This is a genomic window from Streptomyces sp. NPDC090741 (assembly GCF_044769045.1).
In the GTDB taxonomy this organism is placed as follows: Bacteria; Actinomycetota; Actinomycetes; order Streptomycetales; family Streptomycetaceae; genus Streptomyces.
Genome location: NZ_JBIVXF010000006.1, coordinates 263214 through 283517, shown reverse-complemented (window position 1 = coordinate 283517; position 20304 = coordinate 263214). Strand labels below are relative to the sequence as shown.

The window sequence follows — 20304 nt, the reverse complement described above, 5'->3', positions numbered from 1 at the left end:
CGTGCCGCTGGGGCCGGACCAGGCCGCAGTGAGCCTGGGCGGGCACCGGCGACCACCTCGTCCCCGGCCTCGGCGATCACCCGCGCGCGGCCGTCGGCGCCGCCTACCTCACCCGCCGGGACGGAGTCGACCACCGGACCTCCGTCAAGTCCGGCGCGGTCGGCTGCGCGGCGACGCCGACGACCGCCACCGTTCCTTGACACCTGTGCGGCCCATCGCCTCGCAGAGGGTGCCCGTGGACGCCTGTTGATGCCGGGGCAGGCGTGCGTGCCGTGGTAGGGGATATCAGAAGCCAAATCGGCCCGTGATCGCGAAAGGTGCCGCCTGTGTCTCAGGAGCAACGCAAACCGGGGCAGAGGCGGCGGCTGCCCGTGAAGGCGGCCCTGCCCGGCCGCCATCCGCACGAGGACAAGACGGCCGTCACCGACCGGGTGGTCTTCGGCGTGACGGCCGTACTGACCCTGGGCTTCGTGATCTGGGGTGTCACGGCCACCAGCTCGCTGGAGAGCGTCTCCGACATCTTGCTGAACGGCCTGATGCACAACGCCGGCTGGGTGTTCGTCCTGGCAGCCTCGGGGTTCGTCGTCTTCGCGCTCTGGCTCGCCATCAGCCGGTACGGACGGATCGAGCTGGGCCAGGAGCACGAGAAGCCGGAGTTCAGCACCGTCTCCTGGGTCGCCATGATGTTCAGCGCCGGCATGGGCATCGGCCTGATGTTCTACGGCGTCAGCGAACCCCTCGCGCACTACACCACTCCGCCGCCGGGCACCGACCCCGCCGACTCGGCGGACGCCATGCAGACGGCGCTCGCCACCACGCTCTTCCACTGGACGCTGCACCCGTGGGCCATCTACGCGGTGGTCGGCCTGGCCATCGCGTACAGCACCTTCCGGCGCCGCAGGCGGCAGACGATCAGCGCCGTTTTCGTCCCGCTCCTCGGGAAGAAGCGCGCCGAGGGCGCACCCGGCCGGGTGATCGACATCCTGGCGATCTTCGCCACGCTGTTCGGCTCGGCCACGTCCCTGGGACTCGGCGCGCTCCAGATCGGCAGCGGCATGCACGAGGTGGGCTGGCTGAGCAAGGCCGGTACGGGGCTGCTCGTCGCCATCATCGGCGTGCTGACCGTCTGCTTCGTCTTCTCCGCCGTCTCCGGAGTGGAGAAGGGCATCCAGTGGCTCTCCAACATCAACATGGTGCTGGCCGTCATCCTCGCGGTCTTCGTGTTCGTCGTCGGCCCCACCATCCTGGTGCTCGACCTGATCCCCACCTCCCTCGCCGCGTACTTCGGCGAACTGCCCCAGCTGATCGGCCGCACCGAGGCGTCCACCGGCGGCGGTGACGTCGCCGACTGGCTGAGCAGCTGGACGGTCTTCTACTGGGCCTGGTGGATCTCCTGGACGCCGTTCGTCGGCATGTTCATCGCCCGCATCAGCCGGGGCCGCACGATCCGTCAGTTCGTCGGCGGCGTCATCCTGGTGCCCAGCACCGTGAGTCTGGTCTGGTTCGCCATCTTCGGCGGTACGGCCATGCACCTGAAGGAGCAGGGAAAGCTCGGCGGCGCGACGACGCCCGAGGCGCAGCTCTTCGGCGTGCTTCAGGAGTTCCCGATCGCCGGCGTGATGAGCCTGCTCGTGATGATCCTGGTCGGCATCTTCTTCGTCTCCGGCGCCGACGCGGCGTCGATCGTGATGGGCACCCTGTCCCAGAAGGGCACCTTCGAACCCGACCGGTTCGTCGTCGTCTTCTGGGGCGTGGTGACCGGTGGTGTGGCGGCCGTGATGCTGCTCGTCGGTGAGGGCAAGGGCGAAGCCCTCGCGGGCCTGCAACACTTGACGATCCTCGTCGCGGCCCTGTTCGTCCTGGTGATGATCGGCATGTGCTGGGCCCTCTTGCGGGACCTCCGCCAGGACCCGCTGATCGTCCGGAGCGAACTCGCCGAGGAGGCGGTGGAGGAAGCCGTGATCGCGGGCCACGAGAAGTACGCGGGCGGGTTCGAGATCCGCATCGGCCCGGCGCAGGACGAGGCACCCGGGGAAACGAAGAACGACCGCGACCGCGAAGACCCGGAAGCCCCACCCCCGGCCTCCTGACGGCTGCGGTGCGTTCGGTGTCCAGGTGCATGGGCCGAAACGATCACGCGTCCGGCTCGTTGGCGGAATATGAATCACACTAGGCGTGGTCTCGCATTCATCGCCCTGACGGCCGCAGTCGGCCTGCTCACAGTCCCCCTCACAGTCCCCTCCGCGCACGCTGTGGACGACACGACCGAGGGTGCGGGCGTCTCCGACACCTGCGGTGGCTCGCTCGCGGATTACCTCGACACGGCCGCGGGAACTGCTGACACTGCTTTCGCGGGCACGTTGACCGTGGCCGGAGGCGCCTCACCCATCGCCATGACAGTCACTCCGCAGGCGTCCGGAGGGGTGGTCCCCACGGACCTCGTCCGTACGGAGTTCACCCACCCGGCCATCTCGGATGACGCCGTAACCTCCATCCCCGGTCTGGTGAACGGCCAGTCCGAAAGGAGCCGGCTCCTGTTCGAGACCCCGTGGGGCCCGACGCTCGCCACGGCCGGATGTACCGGTGCCACGCCCCGTGTCACCAACCTGACCGGCGGCATCACGCATGAGGGCGTCGTCTACCAGTACACCCTCACCCGCCCGTGAGTACCCGTTCATCGACTACAAGACGGAGGACATGAACGACTGCGCCTGCCCTTTGGAACAGGACGCATGGGAGCCGCAGATTCGGTCGATGGCCCTACGCACGCTCCTGTGATTCCGTACGCTGCGTGCATCCGCAGGGGTAGGACCGACTGGGGGGACATGGCCGGCGCAGAAGGAGCAGGGCCCGTACTCGGGGGCCGTTACCGGCTCGTGCGCCCGATGGGATCCGGCGGATCCGGACTGACCTGGCAGGCACACGACGAGCTCCTCGGTACCCGCGTGGTGGCCAAGGAGTTACGGGAGCCCTGGACGCTGACGGACGCCGAGCGCGGGAACTGGCTGCGGCGGACGGAACGGCAGGTCCGCTGGACTGCGGGACTGCCCCGGCATCCGAACCTGGCGGCCGTCCATGACCTGCTGGTGGACGGCCACAGCCTCTGGACCGTCATGGAGTTCGTCGAAGGGCAATCGCTGGCGGCCCGTCTCCGGACGCAGGGGCCGCTGCGCGCACCGGGGGCCGTACGCGTCGCCACCGCCCTGCTGGCCGCTCTGCAGGCGGCACACAACGCGATGTTCGTGCACGGCGCGGTCTGTCCTGACAACGTGATGCTGGACGGCGACAGGGTGGTCCTGCTCATCGACCCGGAGACCGCTGTCCACCTCGGGGACAACGGGGACTACGGGGACGGCGACCCGGCCGCAGTCAGTGGGCTCATGCGCCGGCTGGACCACCTCGCGCCGGAGCGGATCCAGGGACTCCCTCAGGAGCCCGCGAGCGATCTGTACTCCCTCGGTGTCACGCTGTACGAGGCCGTCGAGGGGATCTCGCCGTTCCGCGGTGACTCTCCCGCAGCCATCCTGACCGCCATCGTGCACAGGCCACCCCCACCGATGCGGCGCGCCTGGCCGCTGGAACCGCTGATCGAAGGGCTCCTGCGGAAGGACCCCGCTGCCCGCCTCACGATCCCCCAGGCCTGGGGTTACCTGAACCACCCTTCTGCGCCCGTCGGCGAGGACGCCCCGTTGCGAACCATGCCCGAGGCGTTCCCGACCAGTCCCGCGCGCAGGCCCACGGCTGCTGCGCCCGTCCGCGAGGACGCCCCCGTGCAAGCCATGCCCGAGCCCGCGCCCATGCACCCTCCCCCCATCACGGCATCCGGCGGCAACAGCACCCTGGTCGTGACGGCCCTGCTCCTGCTGTCCCTGGTCGCGGTGTGCGTTCTGCTGGCGCGCCCGGTGCTGGAGTACGCCGGCTCCCTCGCGGCGGCTTCCCTCTGGCCGGCCGTGCTGTCGTGGATGGTGTTCGCGCTCGGGCTGCTCGTACTCGGGCACCAAGTGCGGGCCACCGTACGGCAGGAGGGCCCGCGGCACCCCGTACGGTCTCGGCTGTCGCTGGTACCGCCACCGCGGTGGTCGCCGCACGAGCTCGCGGTCCGCCGCGAGGCGGCAGAGCGGGCCGTGGACGAGTCCTTGCTGCGGGTAGACCAGCGGCTGGCAGCCGCCTCGCCCCGGCCGAACCGGAACGGGGGCATCGATGCCTGACCAGGATCCCGTCACCCCGACACCGGCACCGGCGGCTGCCTCGGCCGCGCCCGCGGCACCGGCCCCGAGTGCCATGCCCTCCTTCCCCCACGCGGACGAGGCGTCGAAGTGGAAGGACATCGAACCGGACCACCTCGCGTGGCGGCGCGCCCTGGTGGAGCGCCAGTTGCGGCAGGAGCGCCTGGACCAGTGGACGGGCTACGGCTTCCGGCTGCTGGAGTACGCGATCGTCGTGGGGTTCGGCGTGGCCTTCGTCTGGCTCGGCTTCTACGCGGTGGACCACAAGGCCTCGGGGCAGGCCGCCCCGCTGATCGGCGGCGGGATGGCCGGGCTGGTCAGCGCGGTTCTGGCGGTACGCAACCGGCGGAACTGAGGGCGCCCCGCGCCGAGGCCGGTCGCCGGACCGCTCGCATGCCACTCCTTGAGCCGGGTTCGCCCGTACCGGCTTCCCGTGCCCCGGCGTGGCGATACCCTGGACGCAGCACGCCAGATGACAGCCCAGGAGCCCTGGATGAGCCAGCAGCCGGCCACCGCGCCCGTGCCGGACCGCCAACCCCTCGACGAGCACGCCGCCGCGTCCGTCCTCGCCTACGCGGCCGACCAGCGTGCGAAAGTGGACGTCCTCGCCTCCGTCCTCGAGGACATCGCCGCGAACGGCTACCCGTCCCCGGAGACCGGCCTGCTGTGGGAGACCGCTCGCGACGCCCACCTCGACCGCCTCGCGGACGAGCGGCCCCGTGTCGCCTGACCCCTCCGCGCGCCGCTCGCGCGTCGTCATGGTGGAGCCCGCGCTCACCCAGCTCGCCAAGCTCACCGCGAACGAGACGCACCGCCTGGACCGCGCGATCGTCGCCATCAGCGTGAACCCCGAGCTCGGCACCGAGGTGCCCGGCACCCTGCTGCGCGACTACGCGGACGAGATCGACGGGATACGCGTCATCTATTACGTAACCGCCCTGCGGACCATCACGATCGTGGCCTACGTCGAAGCCTGAGCGCGCAGCAGCGGCGCGGGCCGGCCGGGCAGTTCGCGGGCCGACCTCAGCGGCGACAGCAGCAGGGGGACCACGGCGAGCAACTCGCCCGGTGCCCCGACCCACAGAGCCGTCCGGGCCCCGAAGTGCTGTCCCAGCAGCCCTCCGAGGAGGGCACCGACCGGCATGGCTCCCCCCACCACGAGGGCTGTAGAAGCAGCTGCGCAGTGCTGTTCCCACCGGGGGCCGAGAAGCCCCAGGTCGCCTACCTGGGGCTTCGTTCAGCTCGGACAGGGTTCCGCCGCGAGAGACCCTAGCGGCCGCGTCCCCTCTGGATCTCGAAGTGGTCGATCCGCTGGCCCGTCTCGGCCAGTGCGCTGACCTTCAGCTTCGGGGAGCGGCCCGTCTCGACCTCGACGGCGAGGAAGGAATAGTTGGTGTACCGCACGCGCGACCACTCGACCGTCTCGGTCGCCTTCGAACCGCCCTTGACCCACCGGTAGGACTCGACGCTGTCACGGTCCGCGACGTGGCCCTCGTACGAGTCCGGCACCGGGAAGCTGTACAGCGAGCGCCCCGCCGCGCCGGCCGTGACGTACACGATGCCGTCCTGCGTGGGGTCGGTGCGCTCGCCGATGGGGACCTTCCGGCCGACCTTGTTGCCCTTGATCGCGTCGGTCCGTTCGTACACGTGGTTGTGGCCGTTGATGACCAGGTCCACCTGGTGCTTCTCGAACAGCGGCACCCACACGTCGCGCACCCCGCCCTCCGACGCGTGCGCGCTGGTGGTGGAGAACGCGCAGTGGTGGAAGAACACCACGATGAAGTCCACGTCGCGGTGGTGGCGGAGTTCGCCCAGCCGCCGGTCCAGCCACGCGGTCTGCTTTCCGCCGCTGATCCCGAAGTTGGCGGGGATCTCGTACGAGACGTCGTTCGCGTCGAGCGCGACGACCCCGACGTTGCCGTGTACGAACGAGTACACGCCGGGCTGGTTGACCGGGTCCGGGCCGTTGTCGGGCAGGGACCAGCGGGCGTTCTGGCCGCCGTAGCCCTGGGGCGAGTACCAGGCCTCCATGTCGTGGTTGCCGGTCGTCACCATCCACGGCACGGTCTTGGCCACCGTCTCCGTCTGGGCCAGGAACTGGTCCCAGGCCCGCGCGTCGTAGGTGTCGCCGGCGGTGCCCGAACCGGAGGAGTCGGCGTAGCAGATGTCGCCCGCGTGCAGGTGGAAGGCCGGGTTCTGGGCCAGCAGTACCGCGTCATTGCCGAGCGCGTGGTAGCTCACGCCTTGGTCGCCGAAGGCGGTGAAGGTGAAGTTCTCGGCGCGCGAGGGGGCGGTGGTGAAGGTGCCGAGAGTACCCAGGTTGCGGTGGTCGGCAGGGTCGAAACCGTCGTGACCGACCCCGTAGTAGTAGGTCTGACCGGGCCTCAGCCGGTCCAGGCCCACGTGCAGGTAGAACTGCTCGGCCGCGGCGATCTTGCCGCCGTTCAGGACCGGGGTGCTCAGGTGCCGGACCTCGGCATCGATCTTCATGCTCAGCGCCCAGGGGCTGGTGCCCACGCGCAGGTACGGCTTCTTCACCGCGAACGGCACCTGCCAGGACACCCGCATCTGCGTCTTCGGGTCGGCGCCGTACTGCAAGTGCCGTGCGAACGGTGCGGCCAGGGCGCCGTCGACACCGCGCCGCTCGGTGGAGGTCGGCGCGGCCGGAGCCGCGTACGCGGGTGAGGCCGCGCCGACGCTCAGGCCGGCACCGGCGACGGCAGCGGTCACCGCACCCGCGCGCAGCGCGCCGCGCCGGGTGAACTTCGCACGCAGGTAGTCGTGCTGCTCAGCCATGCTCATCCGGGAGGCGAGCTTCTGGGGGATACCGAAATCGGGAAGGTCCATGGCAGCAAACCTCATTGTCCGAGACGACGCGGAGGTCGCCGAGAGGTGAACGGACGGGGGCGGAACCCCCATGAGAATCCCCGGAATTACCCATCTTCGTGCCACCCCGGTTCGATGCCGGGCCGATGTCGGACCGATACCGGGGTGGCGGGTGGCCCTGCCGGGGAGACGTACTCAGTTTCTCGGCGGCGCTTCTTCGCGTCGAAGGAGGGGAGGGCGACCGTCATCGTTCCCGCCCCGACGGGGGATCCACAGGGCGGGCGCGCCGGGTTCGGACCTGACCGCGATCACACCATCGCCGAGCGGTCCAAGAGCTACGGGTACTCCACCATCCACCAGGCCGTCATCGACGCCGACGCCCGCCTGGCCGTCGTGGTCGGGTGGCCGCCGGCCGGAAACCGCAACGACGCGGAGCCTGGAGGAGTACTGCGCCGAAGCCGCCCGTCGGCAAGACCACAACGATCGCTGACGGCGACTACCCCGGCGGGCCCAAGGCCGAGGTTTCAGTGCTCGCAGAGGGAGAATTCTCGTTCGTAGAGCTGCTCGTTGTGTTCGTCGACGAAGAACTTGCGTTCCTGCATGAGTTGTTCGCGGTAGTTCTTTGCCTGTTCGAGCGTCATGGTCGATGTGTCGGACCATGGTTGTTGCGGCGACACATCGGATGTCGAGACGATCTCTTCCGACGGGTCAACCAGGAAGAACGCGAGAATCTTGCGATATCCCGGGCGGGTGGTGTCCGTGAGGCGGAATGAGTCGACGCGGTGTTGCAGGATGTTCGGGAACGCCAGACAGCGGCCCGCCGGGGTCGATGTCGATCCCAGTGTCTGGTTCAGTGCGTCCTCGTCCTCCAGACCGTAGACCTCGCGCAGGCCGTTGTCGTCGTTCTGTTCGTATCTCGGGTCGTCGAGTGCCGCCCGGAAACTCAGCCGGCTTTCGGTGATGTTCTCGCTGTCCCAGTAGTAGATGCCGGTCGAGACGATCCGCTCGTTCATCATCCCCTCGACGTGCCAGGAACCGCCGGGGTACTCGGGCTTGTCCGGGGTGAGATGAATGGTGGCGAGCTTGACGATGACCTGGAGACGACGGCCGCGCAGGTCGACTCGCGCGGATGCATCGGGCAACTCGGGCGGGGTGAATGCCGGGGCGTCCGGGATGACCGGGCGGCGGTTGTCCCACCAGTCGTCCTGGACCTGTTCCCACGTACGAACGGCTTCTGCGTAAGCCTCATCATCACTGTAGGAGGCTTCGTTCGGATACTCCGGCTCCGAGTCGTACCACCCGTAAGGATCGGCCTCGATCCGCAGGGGCCGCGGATGGCGCAGATCGGTGAGCACGTTCTCCAGCAGCGGGCGAAAGCGCGCGAACAAGTCCGGCAGGACGGAGACTAGTTCGCGATGATTCTCGGGGTGGACGTTGTTGACGTACGAACGGAATGCGACATCGCCGTCTTCGCTGACGTCGACGTCCGTGGGTAGCCACTGGAATTTCTCCGAGAACTCGTATCTCGAATAGCGGTCCGTCGGATTTTGCCAAGCCCTCTCGGGTGCACCGCTCACCTCCCTCACCAGGCAGAACAGTGAGGGATGAACCAGATCCAGCACCTGGCCGTCGGATCCGGGATGCCAGTCCTGTTCCGCTTCGGGGACCTGCTCCAGAACCCGAACCGCCTCGCGCAGCCGGGACCTGAGCTTGTCGTCGACCAGCGTGTCCGACTGCCACACCCCGTCGACGGCGGCCACCTCGACGCCGGTTCGTCCGTCCCGCAGCGCGGCGTAATGCGCGAGTTCGGCAAGCACGTAACGAACCTGCGCTTCGGTGAGGCCCTGGGTGACCGCTTCTTGCGTCCACCTGGCGACGATGTCGGCATCGCTCATCTTGTCGAACCAGCCCGGCTTCGCGCGAATGAGTGAGCTGCACTGCATCATCTGAATTTCCCGCAGCGTTCGGGGTGTCGCGAGCGATATGGAACGGGAATCATGAAAGGGCAGCGGGAACGCAGACAGGCCAGTCAACTCTCTTGGTCCTCCGAGTCGGTGTGCGGTGGCGGGAAGGATACTTCAGCAGACTGACACCGCAGCCGTGGCCCTGTCATCGCTGGTCCGGGAGCCGGGGCGACGAACGGCGTTCACGCCTTCGAGCGTGGATGACCAGGAGGCCGGGCTGGCGCGACCGGGCCGGCTTCGGCGTCGTCCGGCCGGGATCGGGCCACCGCCACTCGCCCGAGTCCGCCGGCGTCGCCACCGCTGCGCCGCCGTGTCCGGCGGCGGGACGCAGCTGGCCGTCAGGCCTTCTGGCGCGTCCGGTCCAGGGTGAGTGCCCGCTCTCTCGATGGCCACGGCCCGGGACGTCTGTGGACGGAGCGCCCGGGCTTCAGCCGGAAGGGGGCAGCTGCTGGGCGAAGCGGCGGACGGCGCTGGTGAAGGCATCTGGATCGTCGAAGTTCGAGAGGTGTCTTGCGCGTGGGATCAGCTCGATCCGTGCCTGCGGATGGGCGAGGGCGAAGTCCCTTTCACCGGACCGGAAGACGGTGTCCTTCTCGCCGTTGAGGATGAGGACCGGTGCCGCCACGTGGCGCATGGAACCCGCATCGAAGCGGCCCAGTACCTCGCCCCATGCGGCCGGCACGGTGTGAAAGGCGTACCCGGCGCGGATGGTCGCCTCAACCACGTCAAGCGGATAGAGGCGGCGCAGCAACCGGTCGTTCCACCGGGTCAGCCGGTCCGCCGGTACGCGGGGGGCAAGCTGTGCGGCCCACCGGTACGGTATCGCCCAGGCGCCTCGCGTCGAGACGCTGGCACCCGCGAGGACGAGCCCGCGCAGTTTGTCCGGGCAACGCCGCGCGAACTCCAGCGAGGCGTATCCGCCGAGCGAGTGCCCGACCACCACGGCCGGCCCGCGGCCGAGCGAGTCCACTGCCGACGCGATGATCTCCGTTGCCGCGTCAAGGCTCCATGGCTGGGCAGAACGGGCGCCGTGACCGGGGAGGTCGACCGCGGCTACCGGAAACCCTTCGTGGAGGGCGGCGAGCTGCGGACTCCACTGTGCCGCGCTGAAGCGCGTCCCGTGCACGAAGACGATGGGCGGTACATCATCTGGCCACATGGATCCCCCCGAATCGTTTCTCCTGTCCGCCCAACTCTACTGACCGGGCGCCAAGATGCCTGTCGTGTCCGGTTGAGAGGCGCTCTGCCCTCGCCGTCCGCACCGCCCACTCGCTACGGGCGTAATTTCCTGTTCGCGCGTCTCAGGTACGCAGGTATGAGGCCCCGTTGAGGTCCAGAACCGTCCCCGAGGCCCATTCGGCCGCCGGTGACGCCAGCCACAGCACGGCCGCCGCGATCTCGTCCGCCGACGCCACTCGCCCGAACGGGCTCTGGGCACGGATCACATCGCCCTCCGCCCCACCCAGCCGGTGCGCGACTCGCTCCGTTTCGAAGAACCCGGGTGCGACGGAGGCGACGCCGATTCCGTACGGGGCGAGGTGCACGGCGAGGGACTGGCCCAGCGCGTGCACCGCCGCCTTCGTCGCCCCGTACGCCGGGTGGTCGGGCTCGCCACGGAAGGCTCCGCGCGAGCCGACATTGACGATCCGGCCACCGCCGCCCTGCCCGATCATCCGGCTAGCGGCGAGGTGACTGAGATTCGCCGTCGCGAGGAGGTTGACGGATACGTGACTCTGCCAGGCGGCCGCCCAGTCCTCGTACGAGGTGGTGGCGAGCGGATGCGGGAGGTTCACGGCGGCGTTGTTCACCAGTACGTCCAGCCCGCCGAGCCCTCCGGCGGCGGTCTCGGCCACGGCTCGCGCACCGTCCGGGGTGGACAGGTCGCCCCCGGCAAGTACATGCCCCGTACCGGCGAGGGAAGCGAGCGTCTTCTCAGCCTCCCCACGCCGCGAGCCGAAGTGGACAGCCACCCGGTCCCCATTGGCTGCGAACGCCTGCGCGAGCGCACGGCCCAGTCCCCGCGAGGCACCGCTGATGAGCACACGACGGCCGGTCGACGCGAAATCCCGCGCGGTGACGCTGGAAGAGGAGGCATCGATGGAAGGAGGGAGCTCTGCGGAAGTCATAAGGATCATGATGCCCCTCGGCCCGCCCGGCCGGGCGCCGGCAGTCGCCGGGCCATCTGCCTCTGGATGCGATGAGCCACTCCGCGGCCCGCAGCCTCTGGCGGAACCCGAGGAAGAAGCCTCCACCATGGCTGACGAACTTGGAGGGTGGCGCCCGTGGCTGAGCCTACGAGAGGTCCTTCCGCATCAACGTGCACATCGTTTCGTAGCGGCGCAACGATCCATCCGGGGCTCGTTCGTCCCACGAGTCCGGCTGGCGGCCGTACGCGACATAGCCCAGTCGTTCGTACAGCTCACGTGCCCGGGGGTTGCTTTCCTCCACGGCCAGCTCGGCCTGCCGCAGACCGCGCTTCCTGATCCGCAGTTCTGCGGCTTCGACAAGGAACGTGCCGATCCCGCACGACTGCAATGCGGGGTGGACTGCCAGCTGCCACAAAGTGCCGACGCCTTCCTTGACCTGGTAGTCGACGCCGCCCTTCGCCACTGGGATGTCCGTTGCAGGGCAGACCGCCAGGTAGTCGACCTCACCGATCCGGGCACGCTCCAACTGCTTGGCGACGCCGGCCAAGTGGTGGTCGGACCCTGCCCACCCGCACGACGCCAGATCCGCATGCACCAAATCACGGGCTGACAGCTTCAGCACAACATCGGTCATCTTCAGTACCTCCGGTCAGTCAGCATCCACGTCGATCACACGGGGCGCAAAGCCGTTTCCTCAGCGGACGAACATGACGATGCGCAAGCTCGCCCCGCTGTTCGGGGTGTCCAAGTCGGCGGCGGACCGCATCGTCGACCACCTCGGGCCGATGCTCGCGCTCCAGCCCCGCAAGAGGTGTCGTCGCAGTGAGCTGCGTCGCGGGTCCCGGGGGGTCTGCGGCCAGGGGGGTGTGTCAGAGTCTGCGCATGCTTGAGATCGTGGTGAAGGCCGAGAACGGGGAGCGGCACGTTCGTGTGTCCGCCGAGGGGCTGGCTGGGCTGGTCCGGCGAATCGGCGGTGAGGGCGACCGGTTTCTGGTGGTTCATCGGATACCCGACCTGCCCGACGTCTTCGCCCAGGTCTGGCACGAGGCCGGCGGGGGTTACACGCTGGAGCACCGCGACGGTGCCGCCGACCGGCACTTCCAGGTGATGGTCGACGGTTGCGAGGCCGTGATTGAGGCGATGACCGGCTGGGCCAGGCAGGGGTCCGATTGGAGCACTGATCTGACCTGGTCGCTGCTGGATATGGGCCCCACCCGTGAGGTGCCGCCGCTCGACCTGGACGAAGTCGAGCGCGAGGAGTTGGAGAAGCGCGTCCGCGAGGAGCTGGTCGGCGGCTATGCCGACCGCGCCGAACTGGCGGAGCTCGCCGAGGAGTACCTGGTCACCGCGGACCGTCGGCCCGTATCGCGCGAGCAGGCGGAGGCGCTGGCCGACCGGATGTGGCTGGAGCGCGTCGCGGAGCAGGCCGAATGGCACGGCGAGACCGACCCGGAACGGCTCACCCGCGCGTTCACCGCCCTGCAGGAGGCCGGTATCACCGCCCGCGAGAACTTCACCTGCTGCCGCAGCTGCGGCCAGTCCGAGATCGGTGGCGAAGGCGGGACCGACGCCCGTGGCTTCGTCTATTTCCACTCCCAGTGCACGGACTCCGCCGCTGCCGGCCACGGACTGATGCTCCTCTACGGAGGCTTCGACGGCTCGTCCGAGACCACTGCGGCCATCGGCCACGAGGTCGTGGCCGCCCTGGAAGCAGTCGGTCTCCAGGTCGATTGGGACCGTGACCCGGGCCGGGCCATCACCATCACCTCCCTGGAGTGGCGCCGCCGCCTGGTCGGATAGAGACCGTCGCCACCGGAGTACGTGAGCCCCGGCCTTCGGGGGCGCCGCCTGGACGGCCACGTGACGTTCAGGGTGAAGGACGTGGAGGAGCTGTTCTCCGGGAAGCTGATCACCGGTTTCGACGGGGACTAGATCGTGGTCCGGGAGGAGTTCCCCAAGGGTGGCTCCGCCCGATGCAAACCGTAGGCATGGCCCGTATTCACGCTCCGGAGCCGGAAGACCAGGTCGATGAGCTGGTCGAAGACCAATGCTGCTGGTGGGACGGGGTGTCGAGAAACAGCCGCGCAGTGCTGTTCTGGACGCGCAGCGCCCTCGTTTCCAACGACCACCGCCGTCGCGCCGACGGCCGTTCGGTCGCGGGTGCTCCGTGTACTCACCGGCGTCTGAGTACGGGAGCGGTAGTGCGCGGTGGGATCCGCCTGTTGGGATGGGCCCATGACTACGACTCCCCTTCCCACCACCTGTCCGCGGGACCCCGCGCCGTTTCGCCGGCGAGGCAGGGTGCTGACCGTGGGCGGCGCGGTGCTGCTCGTCGGGGCACTGACTCAGGGCTGCGCGGGCGGTCGGGTGATGTCGGAGACGGAGTTTCGCGAGCACCTGAGGCTGACGCAGGAGGCGGGCGAGGACGCGGTGCGCGGGCTGGGGATGGTCCCCTCGTCAATTGTGGACCGGCGTGAGATGGCCAACGCCTCCTGCAAGGACGACCTCGGTGTCGACTCCGAGGGCGTCACCCGTGACCAGCCGAGAGTGACCTGGGCACCCGACTTCTCGGGCCGCGGGGCGTACGAGGCAGCGCTCGAGACACTCCGCGATGCGTGGTCCGGGCAGGGCCTGAAAGTGCAGGACATAGCCGCGCCCGGCAACGGTGAGCCGGGAGCCGGCCTGCCGGGGGTTCGCACGACCAACGACCATGGCATCGACCTGTCGTTGAGGCCCGACCGGTACTCGGGGGAGCCGACGCTCCTTGCCGACGGCGGGTGCGTTCGGCACCAGAGCTACCTGGTCACGTGGGAGTAGTGCAACCTACGTGGAGGGTGTACTGGCACCGGCGAGCGCCGTTGTCCTGGAAATGGTGAGGCGTTCGTATCAGTGGCCGATGGACACTGTGTGAGTGCTGATCATGGATGCCGTACTGGAGACCTACAAGGCCACGGATTTCACTCTGTGGCCCATTGCCGAACCGTCCGCAAACCGCCTACTGCCTTTGTCCGGACAGTTGTCGTCGCGAGAGGTTGGCACGGCCATGGCGATTCTGACGGAATACAACGGGAGCAGCCGGCGTAGAGCTCGCGCCACCGAGAAGAGCCTGGAGCAGGTCCGGCGCCTGGTGACAGCGGAGTCCGTCGTCGCACCCGGTGGTCTGAGGATCCGGGACACCGTCACCGGAGTCACGGCGTTGCCCGGATGCTGCTTCGGATTGGAGAACTGGCGGGACTGGGGGGTCCTGGCCGACGGGGAGTGGCCCTGGCTCGGGCACGATCCGACGCCGCGCGTCGAGCACGTCGGGGCGATCATCAGGCTGTGGCCCGATACGGACCGCCACGAGGGGCCGCCCATCGACATTCCCCGGGCCCAGCTGCCCGAACTCCTGGGCTCCGTTCAGGACGAACTCGTCGCCTTCTCGCGATCCGTTGGCCGCTGGGCCGGGCACTGGTTTCCGCCCGTTTCCGCCGCTCTGGTCGAGAGGCTCGACGAGGGCCTGGTCATATCTGCCCCGCTGCCGGACAGCCACAGCTGAGACGCTCGGCGGCGCCTGCCGCCCCGATGGGTCCATGTCTCATGAGACATGCCACAGCCAGGAGAACGAAGGCCACCGCACGATCCGATTCATTCATCCCGTCGGCACCGGCGGCCGATTGCTGCTGCAGACCCCCTGCACGTCGCCGCCGAGAAGGACATGGTCCGAGGTTTCGGATCCCGGTTGTACGCCGACGCCGACGCCGTCCGCGACCGCGGTGCCCGCGAGCAGCGTGAGGCCGGTCTAGCCGATCTCCAGCAGCATGGTTCTCGCAGCCGTCGATCCGTACGTCGACCGCCGGGTGTTCGCGGAAGACTGCGCGCGAGGAGGAGTTCAGCACGGTCAGTTCGGCCAGCCGGGCCTGCCCGGAGGATTCGGCGCGCAAGCGCGCGGCCGCCTCCCGGAACCGGACGAGGGACTCCTCGGCCCTTCCGATACGGTGCAGGGCCGCAGCCCCGTACCCGAGGGCCCAGCAGGTCTGGAGCCCGTCGCCGAGCGCGCGCGCCACCGCCGGCGCCTCGTCGGCGACGGCCAGGGCGCCCGGATGGTCGTGCACGCACAAGTTGCGTGCCCAGGCCGGGTAGTTGAGATGTACGGCCTCGTCCCGCCGGCTGCCCAGGGCACGGACCGACGTCACGCCCAGCCCGAACAGCTCCGCCCACTCCTCCCAGTGCTTTGTGAGGTCGGAGAACCAGTGCATGGCCTGCGCCGCGTCGGTGACCTGCCGGTGCCGTCCCGTCTCGGCGGCCCGCCGCAGCGCGGCCAGCCACTGGGCGCGCTCCGCGTCGAGCCAGGCGCGGGCCTCCGCCCGGCCGCCGGGGGCGGTGGCCGGGTCCGGGTCCGTACCGTGGGTCTCCCCGTGCCGGTCGGCGTCGAAGAGGAGCGCGGCGGCGGTGGCCCGGCCCAGCATCCAGTCGGCGGTCCGGTCCAGTGCCGCGGCGCGGCACCCGGCGTCGTCGTCCGCGGCCAGCCGTTCCGCGGCAGCCCAGGCGGGTTTTACGGTTCCTGGCCAGGCCAGGCCAGGCCCGTCAGGAACCGGTCAGGTTCAGCAACTGGGCGGCATTGGTGTCGAGGATCGTCGCTGCTTCCTGCGGTGCCAGCCCCGAACGGGAGATGTAGTCCACGGCCTGCAGGAAGCGTTCCCCGTCCTCGTAGGGGTAGTCCGTGCCGAGGACGAGGCGGTCCGCGCCGAACGTCGCGGCGCCAGCCGCCAGTGCCGGTGGGTGCACGTGGCTGACCGTGTCGTACCAGAGCCGCCCGAGGGCCACGGACGGCGGTTCAGGCGTGTCGGGGGACTCGAACGCCAGGTGGTCGTCGAGGCGGCGCGGCAGGAGCGGCAGCGCTCCGCCCAGGTGTGAGGCCAGCACCCGCATCCGGGGATAGCGGGCCGGGATGCCCGCGAGGACGAGGTGCATCATCGCCACCGTGTCCTCCACCGGTGCCCCCACCATCCACGTCATGCGGTGTCGGGTGATCAGGGGGCTGGCGGCGCCCTCGCCTGCCGGGTGCACGTACAGGACCGCTCCGCGCCGGTCGAGCTCCTCGTAGAGGGGCCACAGCAGCGGATCGGCGAGCGTGCGGCCGAGTACGGTCGTGGTCACGCCGACGCCGACCGCGCCGAGGCCGTCGAGGGCCCGGGCGGTCTCGTCCAGGGCTGCGTCGAGGTGGGGCAGCGGAATCGCGGCAAAGGCGCGGAAGCGTCCCGGGAAGCGGGTCACCAGTTCCGCGTACGCGTCGTTCGCCTCGCGGGCCAAGGCTACGGCCTCGGATTCCTTCTCCAGGTGAGGGCATTGCGGGGCCACCGAGAGCACCTGCAGATCGATACCCGCCCGTTCCATCAGCGCGAAACGGTGCTCCAAGTCGGCGTCGGTGGCATCGGCACGGATCCCGCGCTGGGTGCCAGTGTCCGTCTTCCCGAGTTGTTCGAGGCGGTCGAGATACCGCGCTGTCCACAGATGTGCGTGCACGTCGATACGCAAAGAGACCACACATCCATGGAACACCGTGTGCATGGCCCGTGCCAGCCGGCGGCCGATACCGGGCCACGGGTGCGGGCCGTACGAGGTTTGAGGGATGCGAGTGAGTGAGTGAGTGAGTCGTCCGAGGCGTCGACCCCGCACGGACCTTACGTGGGGAGACTTCCCCGTCCGCCGACCACGACGGCCCGTTCCCGTACGGAGTGGACATGCGGCGCGGTGAGACGCCGCGTCGCCGGAAGGCGAGGGATCCCCGATTCGGCCAGCGTGGGTCTGATTCGCGCCGGTTGGGCCGGTTCGGGTTCGCGGGTTGTCCGGCGAGCGCTTTGCTGAAAGGGCTGCGTCCGTGGGGGGGGTGAGCGTCCGCACAGCAGAAACAGGGGGTCTTCAGCGATGGCTTCTCTGAACTACGAAATCCTCACCGACCCGGCTCCGCTCCAGGTGGCGGAGGCAGGCGATGAATCGCAGGGAGCGGTCCACATCGTCGTCTCCAATCCGACCATGGACGAGGTGATCTGGTACTCGATCGAGGTACGAGTACCAGTCGGCCCGGCGGACGGTGACCTGACGCTCCATCCGAAGGCGATCAACGCACGGGTCGAGCACAACACCGCGACGAGGCAAGGGGAAGAGCCGCTCGTCGTCTGGGACGGCGACGCAGGTGTCCTCACCGTGACCGGCCGGCCCAACACGCTGTTCCAGAAAGCCGGCTCCATGGTTTTGGTACTCGACGGCTTCCCGGTCTCCGGCGCGGCGGGACTGGTGCTGCTGCACGTGACGGAGAGGGCGGCGAACGGCGCCAGGGTGCAGAGCAACCCCGTGACTCTGGGCCTGCTGAAGCAGGCGTCCAAGGTGCCGCGCAACTTCCGCCCGAAGGACTCCCTGGTGGTCGCGGGCAACGACGTCGTCCTGCGGTGGGACGGTCCCGACACCCTCACGTACCGGATCCAGGGTCCGGACGGCCCGCCGGAGACCGTCACGTCGGGGAAGGGGGGCATCCGGCTGGGAGTGGTCGCCGAAGGCGGGCCAGGAGCCGAAACGGGATGCCACGTACATCCTGATGGCCACCTCGCCGGGCTCGCAGCAGCCGGGGTCCTTCCTCACGACCACCGTCCACCTGCGCAGCCCCGAGTTCGAGAGCGTGACGGCGACGACCGGGGTGCACACCCCGTGGGTCGAGGGCACGGAGAACAGGGGCCGGATCACCTTCACCACGCGGGGCGCGCAGTTCCAGGACGACGCCCAGGCGCTGGGCACCGTCGCGGCGGCCACGGCCGACGCCGAGACGGTGACCGCGACGTGGGTGCGGGGCCGGGACAGTGGTGCCGGGTGGATCCGGTTCCCGTCGGACGGGATCAAGGTCGGCCATGGCGCGGGAGGCGACCTGGGTACCGTCACGGCTGACAAGGTCAGCGTGAACGGCATCAACACCCAGTGGGTGGGGGACCGCGACGCGGGCAAGGGGTGGATCGAGTTCCCGCAGTCCGGAGTGAGCGTACGCAAGGACGGAAATCGGGAGTGGGGAACCGTCGCCGCTGACAAGGCGGACCTGAACGGCATCAACACCAAGTGGGTGCAGGGCCGCACAGCCGCCGACGGATGGATCGAGTTCCCCGCCGCCGGGGTGAACGTGTTCCAGGGCGCCGGAAACCGCCAGTGGGGAACCGTCGCGGCCGACAAGGCGGACCTGAACGACTTGATCACCCGTCGGGCCCAGGTCAAGGAACGTCTCACCCTCCAGGGAGGGCTGACCGTCGACAACGTGCTGGAGACGCAGGACGGGCCACCGCGGCTGATCGTCCACGGGGAGTCGGAGTTCGAGGGAAAGGTGAACGCCAACGGACACCTGTCGGTCCGTAACGACGTCGGATGGATCATGCACACCCGCGACGACTTGGTTGCGATCAACGGCGACCTACGTGTCCACGGGGCATTCCGCTCGGACAGCTGATGGCAGACGGCAGACGGCAGACGGCAGGTACAGGAAGAGGCGCGCGGGCGCGGCCGGCGCCGCGGCGAGGAGCGGTTTCCTGTCGGATCGCGACGTTCCACGCGGGGACGGAGGCCGAGGAGGCGGTGTGCTGCCTGACCGGCGGCGTCCGCCTCTACTTCCGTCCCCCCGGCCCGGGCAGCGCCTGGAACTGGATGCCCCCAGCGACCTGATGTCGGTCACCCTCCGCCACGGCACCGGCCTCGAGGAGCGCACCGACACCCGCTGACGGCAGGGTGGGGGTGGGGTGGGGTCAGGTCAGCCGGCACGTGTGGAACCGGTTGGAGTGGATGTTCCCGAACGACGCGGGGATCCGGGCGATGCCCTTGTCAGGGCGGATGGTCCGGCTCTGCCCCCGATACTCGGTGCCGCTGTACACGGTGACGCAGCGGCCCCACAGCTGGCCGCCCCGGCGCCACGTTCCGGCACTGTTCCACACGGATGCACCACCGTTGAATCCGACGTACGCGGTCGTCTCCGGGTAACGCGGCATGTCCTGCGAGACGAAGCTCGCCACGCCCGTGTAGCCGGGGCCGGTCCAGCCGCACACCCAGCCGGACGTGCACGGCTCGGACGGCGCGGGGGCGGCCTGCGCCGGTGGGGTGGCGAAGGCGAACGCGACGCAGAGCCCGCAGACAGCGGCGGCGGCCGCCGCCCTCCGCCTCCGCTCGCGCGGGGGGCGTTCGCTTCGCCGTCCATCGGCCACGGCGCGTACGGTCGTCACGGGGATCACCGTCACTCTCCGGGGAAGCCGCGGGCCGCGCGACGGCCTGCGGGGACAGCTCCATCGCACCTCCGTTCCGCCTTGATCGCATCACCAGACTCCGTCTCCGGCCTCGGCTCGGGCTCCGGTGCTACGGCGGTGTCAGGCCGAGGCGGGCAGACCGGGCGTGGCTGCGATTCCGCGCACCCCCGTCCGGCAGCCACAGGAAGATGGGCACGTTTCACTGTTCGCCGGGCGCTGTACGCGGGGCCATGGCGAGGGTCATGCGGCGGTGCCAGCCTTCGTAGCGGCGGACCCCAGGTAGTCGTCCGGGCCGCGCTCCTGCTTCGCGGCCCGGGAACACTCCTCGACCGCCCACCGGCCGACCGCTGGGGTCGCAGGCCAAACCAATGACGCCATCCAGCCGCCTGACTGCGCCTGACCGCCCGTCACCTGGCTTGGCACACGATTGGCCGGACAGCTCCCAGGGCGGCCCAGGTCACCGTGCGCGCAGACGACCTGGAGCGGAGCGCGTCCCCCAGCAGCTCGAAGCCCTGCCCCCATGACAGTGAGCCTTCAGCGAGACGCCGGCGGAACCGGGGGAGGGCGCCTCCGGGACGACCGTCCAGCGCCTGGTGTCAGTGTGGGGCGTCAACCCTCGACCGCGCATGTCACACAGGATGCCGAATGCTGTGCTTCTCGGGCGGGCCGCCGACTTGCTGTGGCTATGGTCGGCTCAGTCCGCGTCGACAGGGCGTGCGCGGGCGAGGCCCGGTGACCAGAGCGCTCTGGAGGCAGTAGCACCGGGCCGCCCAACCACCTTCCGGACCCGAGGTCCGGTGTACGAACAGGCGGCGGGTACTGGCCGAGGAACTCGGCGTAGGCGGCCTCCGGTTGGGCAAGCCGGCGCACCTGGGGGTCGTCGTGGCGGCGG

General features: G+C 69.6%; 19 protein-coding genes and 2 pseudogenes. 12 read left to right on the top strand and 9 right to left on the bottom strand.

Translation table 11 applies throughout. The features are described 5' to 3' along the window. Window positions 1–317: 317 nt before the first annotated feature. From ACIQU4_RS18870 to ACIQU4_RS18845, 6 genes are all read left to right on the top strand, one after another. Window positions 318–2090 carry a BCCT family transporter gene (locus ACIQU4_RS18870; protein WP_403731611.1) on the top strand — a complete coding sequence of 591 codons (1773 nt, stop codon included), beginning with the start codon at window positions 318–320 and terminating at the stop codon, window positions 2088–2090. Window positions 2091–2252: 162 nt separating this feature from the next. Next, a complete protein-coding gene (locus tag ACIQU4_RS18865) occupies window positions 2253–2666 on the top strand; it encodes a hypothetical protein (protein ID WP_403731608.1) in 414 nt (137 codons plus the stop codon). Window positions 2667–2732: 66 nt separating this feature from the next. Then, a complete protein-coding gene (locus ACIQU4_RS18860) occupies window positions 2733–4208 on the top strand; it encodes a serine/threonine-protein kinase (protein WP_403731605.1) in 1476 nt (491 codons plus the stop codon). Beyond that, a complete protein-coding gene (locus ACIQU4_RS18855) occupies window positions 4201–4581 on the top strand; it encodes a hypothetical protein (RefSeq protein WP_403731602.1) in 381 nt (126 codons plus the stop codon). Before ACIQU4_RS18860 ends, ACIQU4_RS18855 begins: the two co-directional genes overlap by 8 nt. A gap of 138 nt (window positions 4582–4719) precedes the next feature. Further along, complete coding sequence (locus ACIQU4_RS18850; RefSeq protein WP_403731599.1) at window positions 4720–4956, top strand: hypothetical protein; 237 nt, start codon at window positions 4720–4722, stop codon at window positions 4954–4956. Further along, window positions 4946–5203 (top strand): hypothetical protein, encoded by a 258-nt coding sequence (locus tag ACIQU4_RS18845; protein WP_403731596.1) that lies wholly within the window; start codon window positions 4946–4948, stop codon window positions 5201–5203. The genes ACIQU4_RS18850 and ACIQU4_RS18845 overlap by 11 nt, the downstream gene beginning before the upstream one ends. Here ACIQU4_RS18845 and ACIQU4_RS18840 read toward each other — a convergent pair. Both ACIQU4_RS18840 and ACIQU4_RS18835 read right to left on the bottom strand, forming a co-directional pair. Further along, the gene (locus ACIQU4_RS18840) at window positions 5188–5370 is read right to left on the bottom strand and encodes a hypothetical protein (RefSeq protein ID WP_403731593.1); all 183 of its coding nucleotides are present in this window, start codon (window positions 5368–5370) and stop codon (window positions 5188–5190) included. The two genes, ACIQU4_RS18845 and ACIQU4_RS18840, sit on opposite strands and share 16 nt — an antisense overlap. A gap of 125 nt (window positions 5371–5495) precedes the next feature. Beyond that, window positions 5496–7073, bottom strand: a complete 1578-nt coding sequence (locus ACIQU4_RS18835; protein ID WP_403731590.1) for a purple acid phosphatase family protein — start codon at window positions 7071–7073, stop codon at window positions 5496–5498. 276 nt (window positions 7074–7349) lie between these two features. On the opposite strand from ACIQU4_RS18835, the pseudogene ACIQU4_RS18830 reads away from it, so the two are divergent. Further along, a pseudogene (locus tag ACIQU4_RS18830) lies at window positions 7350–7558 on the top strand (IS5/IS1182 family transposase); the annotation flags it as partial. Between the two features lie 18 nt (window positions 7559–7576). Here ACIQU4_RS18830 and ACIQU4_RS18825 read toward each other — a convergent pair. The 4 genes from ACIQU4_RS18825 to ACIQU4_RS18810 form a co-directional block, all read right to left on the bottom strand. Continuing rightward, window positions 7577–9085, bottom strand: coding sequence for a DUF4246 domain-containing protein (locus ACIQU4_RS18825; RefSeq protein WP_403731587.1), 1509 nt, complete (start codon window positions 9083–9085; stop codon window positions 7577–7579). Window positions 9086–9443: 358 nt separating this feature from the next. Beyond that, the gene (locus ACIQU4_RS18820) at window positions 9444–10175 is read right to left on the bottom strand and encodes an alpha/beta fold hydrolase (protein WP_403731584.1); all 732 of its coding nucleotides are present in this window, start codon (window positions 10173–10175) and stop codon (window positions 9444–9446) included. A 142-nt stretch (window positions 10176–10317) separates the two neighbouring features. Next, window positions 10318–11142 carry an SDR family NAD(P)-dependent oxidoreductase gene (locus ACIQU4_RS18815; RefSeq protein WP_403731581.1) on the bottom strand — a complete coding sequence of 275 codons (825 nt, stop codon included), beginning with the start codon at window positions 11140–11142 and terminating at the stop codon, window positions 10318–10320. Window positions 11143–11308: 166 nt separating this feature from the next. Beyond that, window positions 11309–11797: a GNAT family N-acetyltransferase gene (locus ACIQU4_RS18810; RefSeq protein WP_403731578.1), complete on the bottom strand. Its 489-nt coding sequence runs from the start codon at window positions 11795–11797 to the stop codon at window positions 11309–11311. 64 nt (window positions 11798–11861) lie between these two features. Between ACIQU4_RS18810 and ACIQU4_RS18805 the strand changes: the two are divergent. From ACIQU4_RS18805 to ACIQU4_RS18790, 4 genes and pseudogenes are all read left to right on the top strand, one after another. Then, window positions 11862–11975 (top strand): annotated as a pseudogene (locus tag ACIQU4_RS18805) (transposase family protein); the annotation flags it as partial. Between the two features lie 70 nt (window positions 11976–12045). Further along, a complete protein-coding gene (locus ACIQU4_RS18800; RefSeq protein ID WP_403731575.1) occupies window positions 12046–12963 on the top strand; it encodes a DUF6891 domain-containing protein in 918 nt (305 codons plus the stop codon). Window positions 12964–13473: 510 nt separating this feature from the next. Next, entirely contained in the window at window positions 13474–13980 is a 507-nt protein-coding gene (locus tag ACIQU4_RS18795) for a hypothetical protein (RefSeq protein ID WP_403731572.1), read from the top strand. 94 nt (window positions 13981–14074) lie between these two features. Then, the gene (locus ACIQU4_RS18790; protein WP_403731569.1) at window positions 14075–14701 is read left to right on the top strand and encodes a hypothetical protein; all 627 of its coding nucleotides are present in this window, start codon (window positions 14075–14077) and stop codon (window positions 14699–14701) included. Here ACIQU4_RS18790 and ACIQU4_RS18785 read toward each other — a convergent pair. Together ACIQU4_RS18785 and ACIQU4_RS18780 are read right to left on the bottom strand one after the other, a co-directional pair. After that, on the bottom strand, window positions 14667–15611 hold the full coding sequence (locus ACIQU4_RS18785) for a hypothetical protein (protein WP_403731566.1): 945 nt from the start codon (window positions 15609–15611) through the stop codon (window positions 14667–14669). The two genes, ACIQU4_RS18790 and ACIQU4_RS18785, sit on opposite strands and share 35 nt — an antisense overlap. A gap of 118 nt (window positions 15612–15729) precedes the next feature. After that, window positions 15730–16668 carry an amidohydrolase family protein gene (locus ACIQU4_RS18780; protein WP_403731563.1) on the bottom strand — a complete coding sequence of 313 codons (939 nt, stop codon included), beginning with the start codon at window positions 16666–16668 and terminating at the stop codon, window positions 15730–15732. Window positions 16669–17737: 1069 nt separating this feature from the next. Between ACIQU4_RS18780 and ACIQU4_RS18775 the strand changes: the two genes are divergently transcribed. Next, window positions 17738–18628, top strand: a complete 891-nt coding sequence (locus ACIQU4_RS18775) for a hypothetical protein (RefSeq protein ID WP_403731560.1) — start codon at window positions 17738–17740, stop codon at window positions 18626–18628. A 292-nt stretch (window positions 18629–18920) separates the two neighbouring features. Here the strand turns inward: ACIQU4_RS18775 and ACIQU4_RS18770 are convergent, their stop codons facing one another. Then, window positions 18921–19391, bottom strand: coding sequence for a peptidase inhibitor family I36 protein (locus tag ACIQU4_RS18770; protein WP_403731558.1), 471 nt, complete (start codon window positions 19389–19391; stop codon window positions 18921–18923). Window positions 19392–20304: the final 913 nt, after the last annotated feature.

Excerpts from the sequence above, each read along its gene's own strand:
- ACIQU4_RS18860 (WP_403731605.1), top strand. The coding sequence starts at position 2,733 with ATGGGAGCCGCAGATTCGGTCGATGGCCCTACGCACGCTCCTGTGATT.
- ACIQU4_RS18855 (WP_403731602.1), top strand. The coding sequence starts at position 4,201 with ATGCCTGACCAGGATCCCGTCACCCCGACACCGGCACCGGCGGCTGCC.
- ACIQU4_RS18850 (WP_403731599.1), top strand. The coding sequence starts at position 4,720 with ATGAGCCAGCAGCCGGCCACCGCGCCCGTGCCGGACCGCCAACCCCTC.
- ACIQU4_RS18840 (WP_403731593.1), bottom strand. The coding sequence starts at position 5,370 with ATGCCGGTCGGTGCCCTCCTCGGAGGGCTGCTGGGACAGCACTTCGGG.
- ACIQU4_RS18835 (WP_403731590.1), bottom strand. The coding sequence starts at position 7,073 with ATGGACCTTCCCGATTTCGGTATCCCCCAGAAGCTCGCCTCCCGGATG.
- ACIQU4_RS18820 (WP_403731584.1), bottom strand. The coding sequence starts at position 10,175 with ATGTGGCCAGATGATGTACCGCCCATCGTCTTCGTGCACGGGACGCGC.
- ACIQU4_RS18815 (WP_403731581.1), bottom strand. The coding sequence starts at position 11,142 with ATGACTTCCGCAGAGCTCCCTCCTTCCATCGATGCCTCCTCTTCCAGC.
- ACIQU4_RS18810 (WP_403731578.1), bottom strand. The coding sequence starts at position 11,797 with ATGACCGATGTTGTGCTGAAGCTGTCAGCCCGTGATTTGGTGCATGCG.
- ACIQU4_RS18800 (WP_403731575.1), top strand. The coding sequence starts at position 12,046 with ATGCTTGAGATCGTGGTGAAGGCCGAGAACGGGGAGCGGCACGTTCGT.
- ACIQU4_RS18785 (WP_403731566.1), bottom strand. The coding sequence starts at position 15,611 with ATGCTGGGCCGGGCCACCGCCGCCGCGCTCCTCTTCGACGCCGACCGG.
- ACIQU4_RS18775 (WP_403731560.1), top strand. The coding sequence starts at position 17,738 with ATGGCCACCTCGCCGGGCTCGCAGCAGCCGGGGTCCTTCCTCACGACC.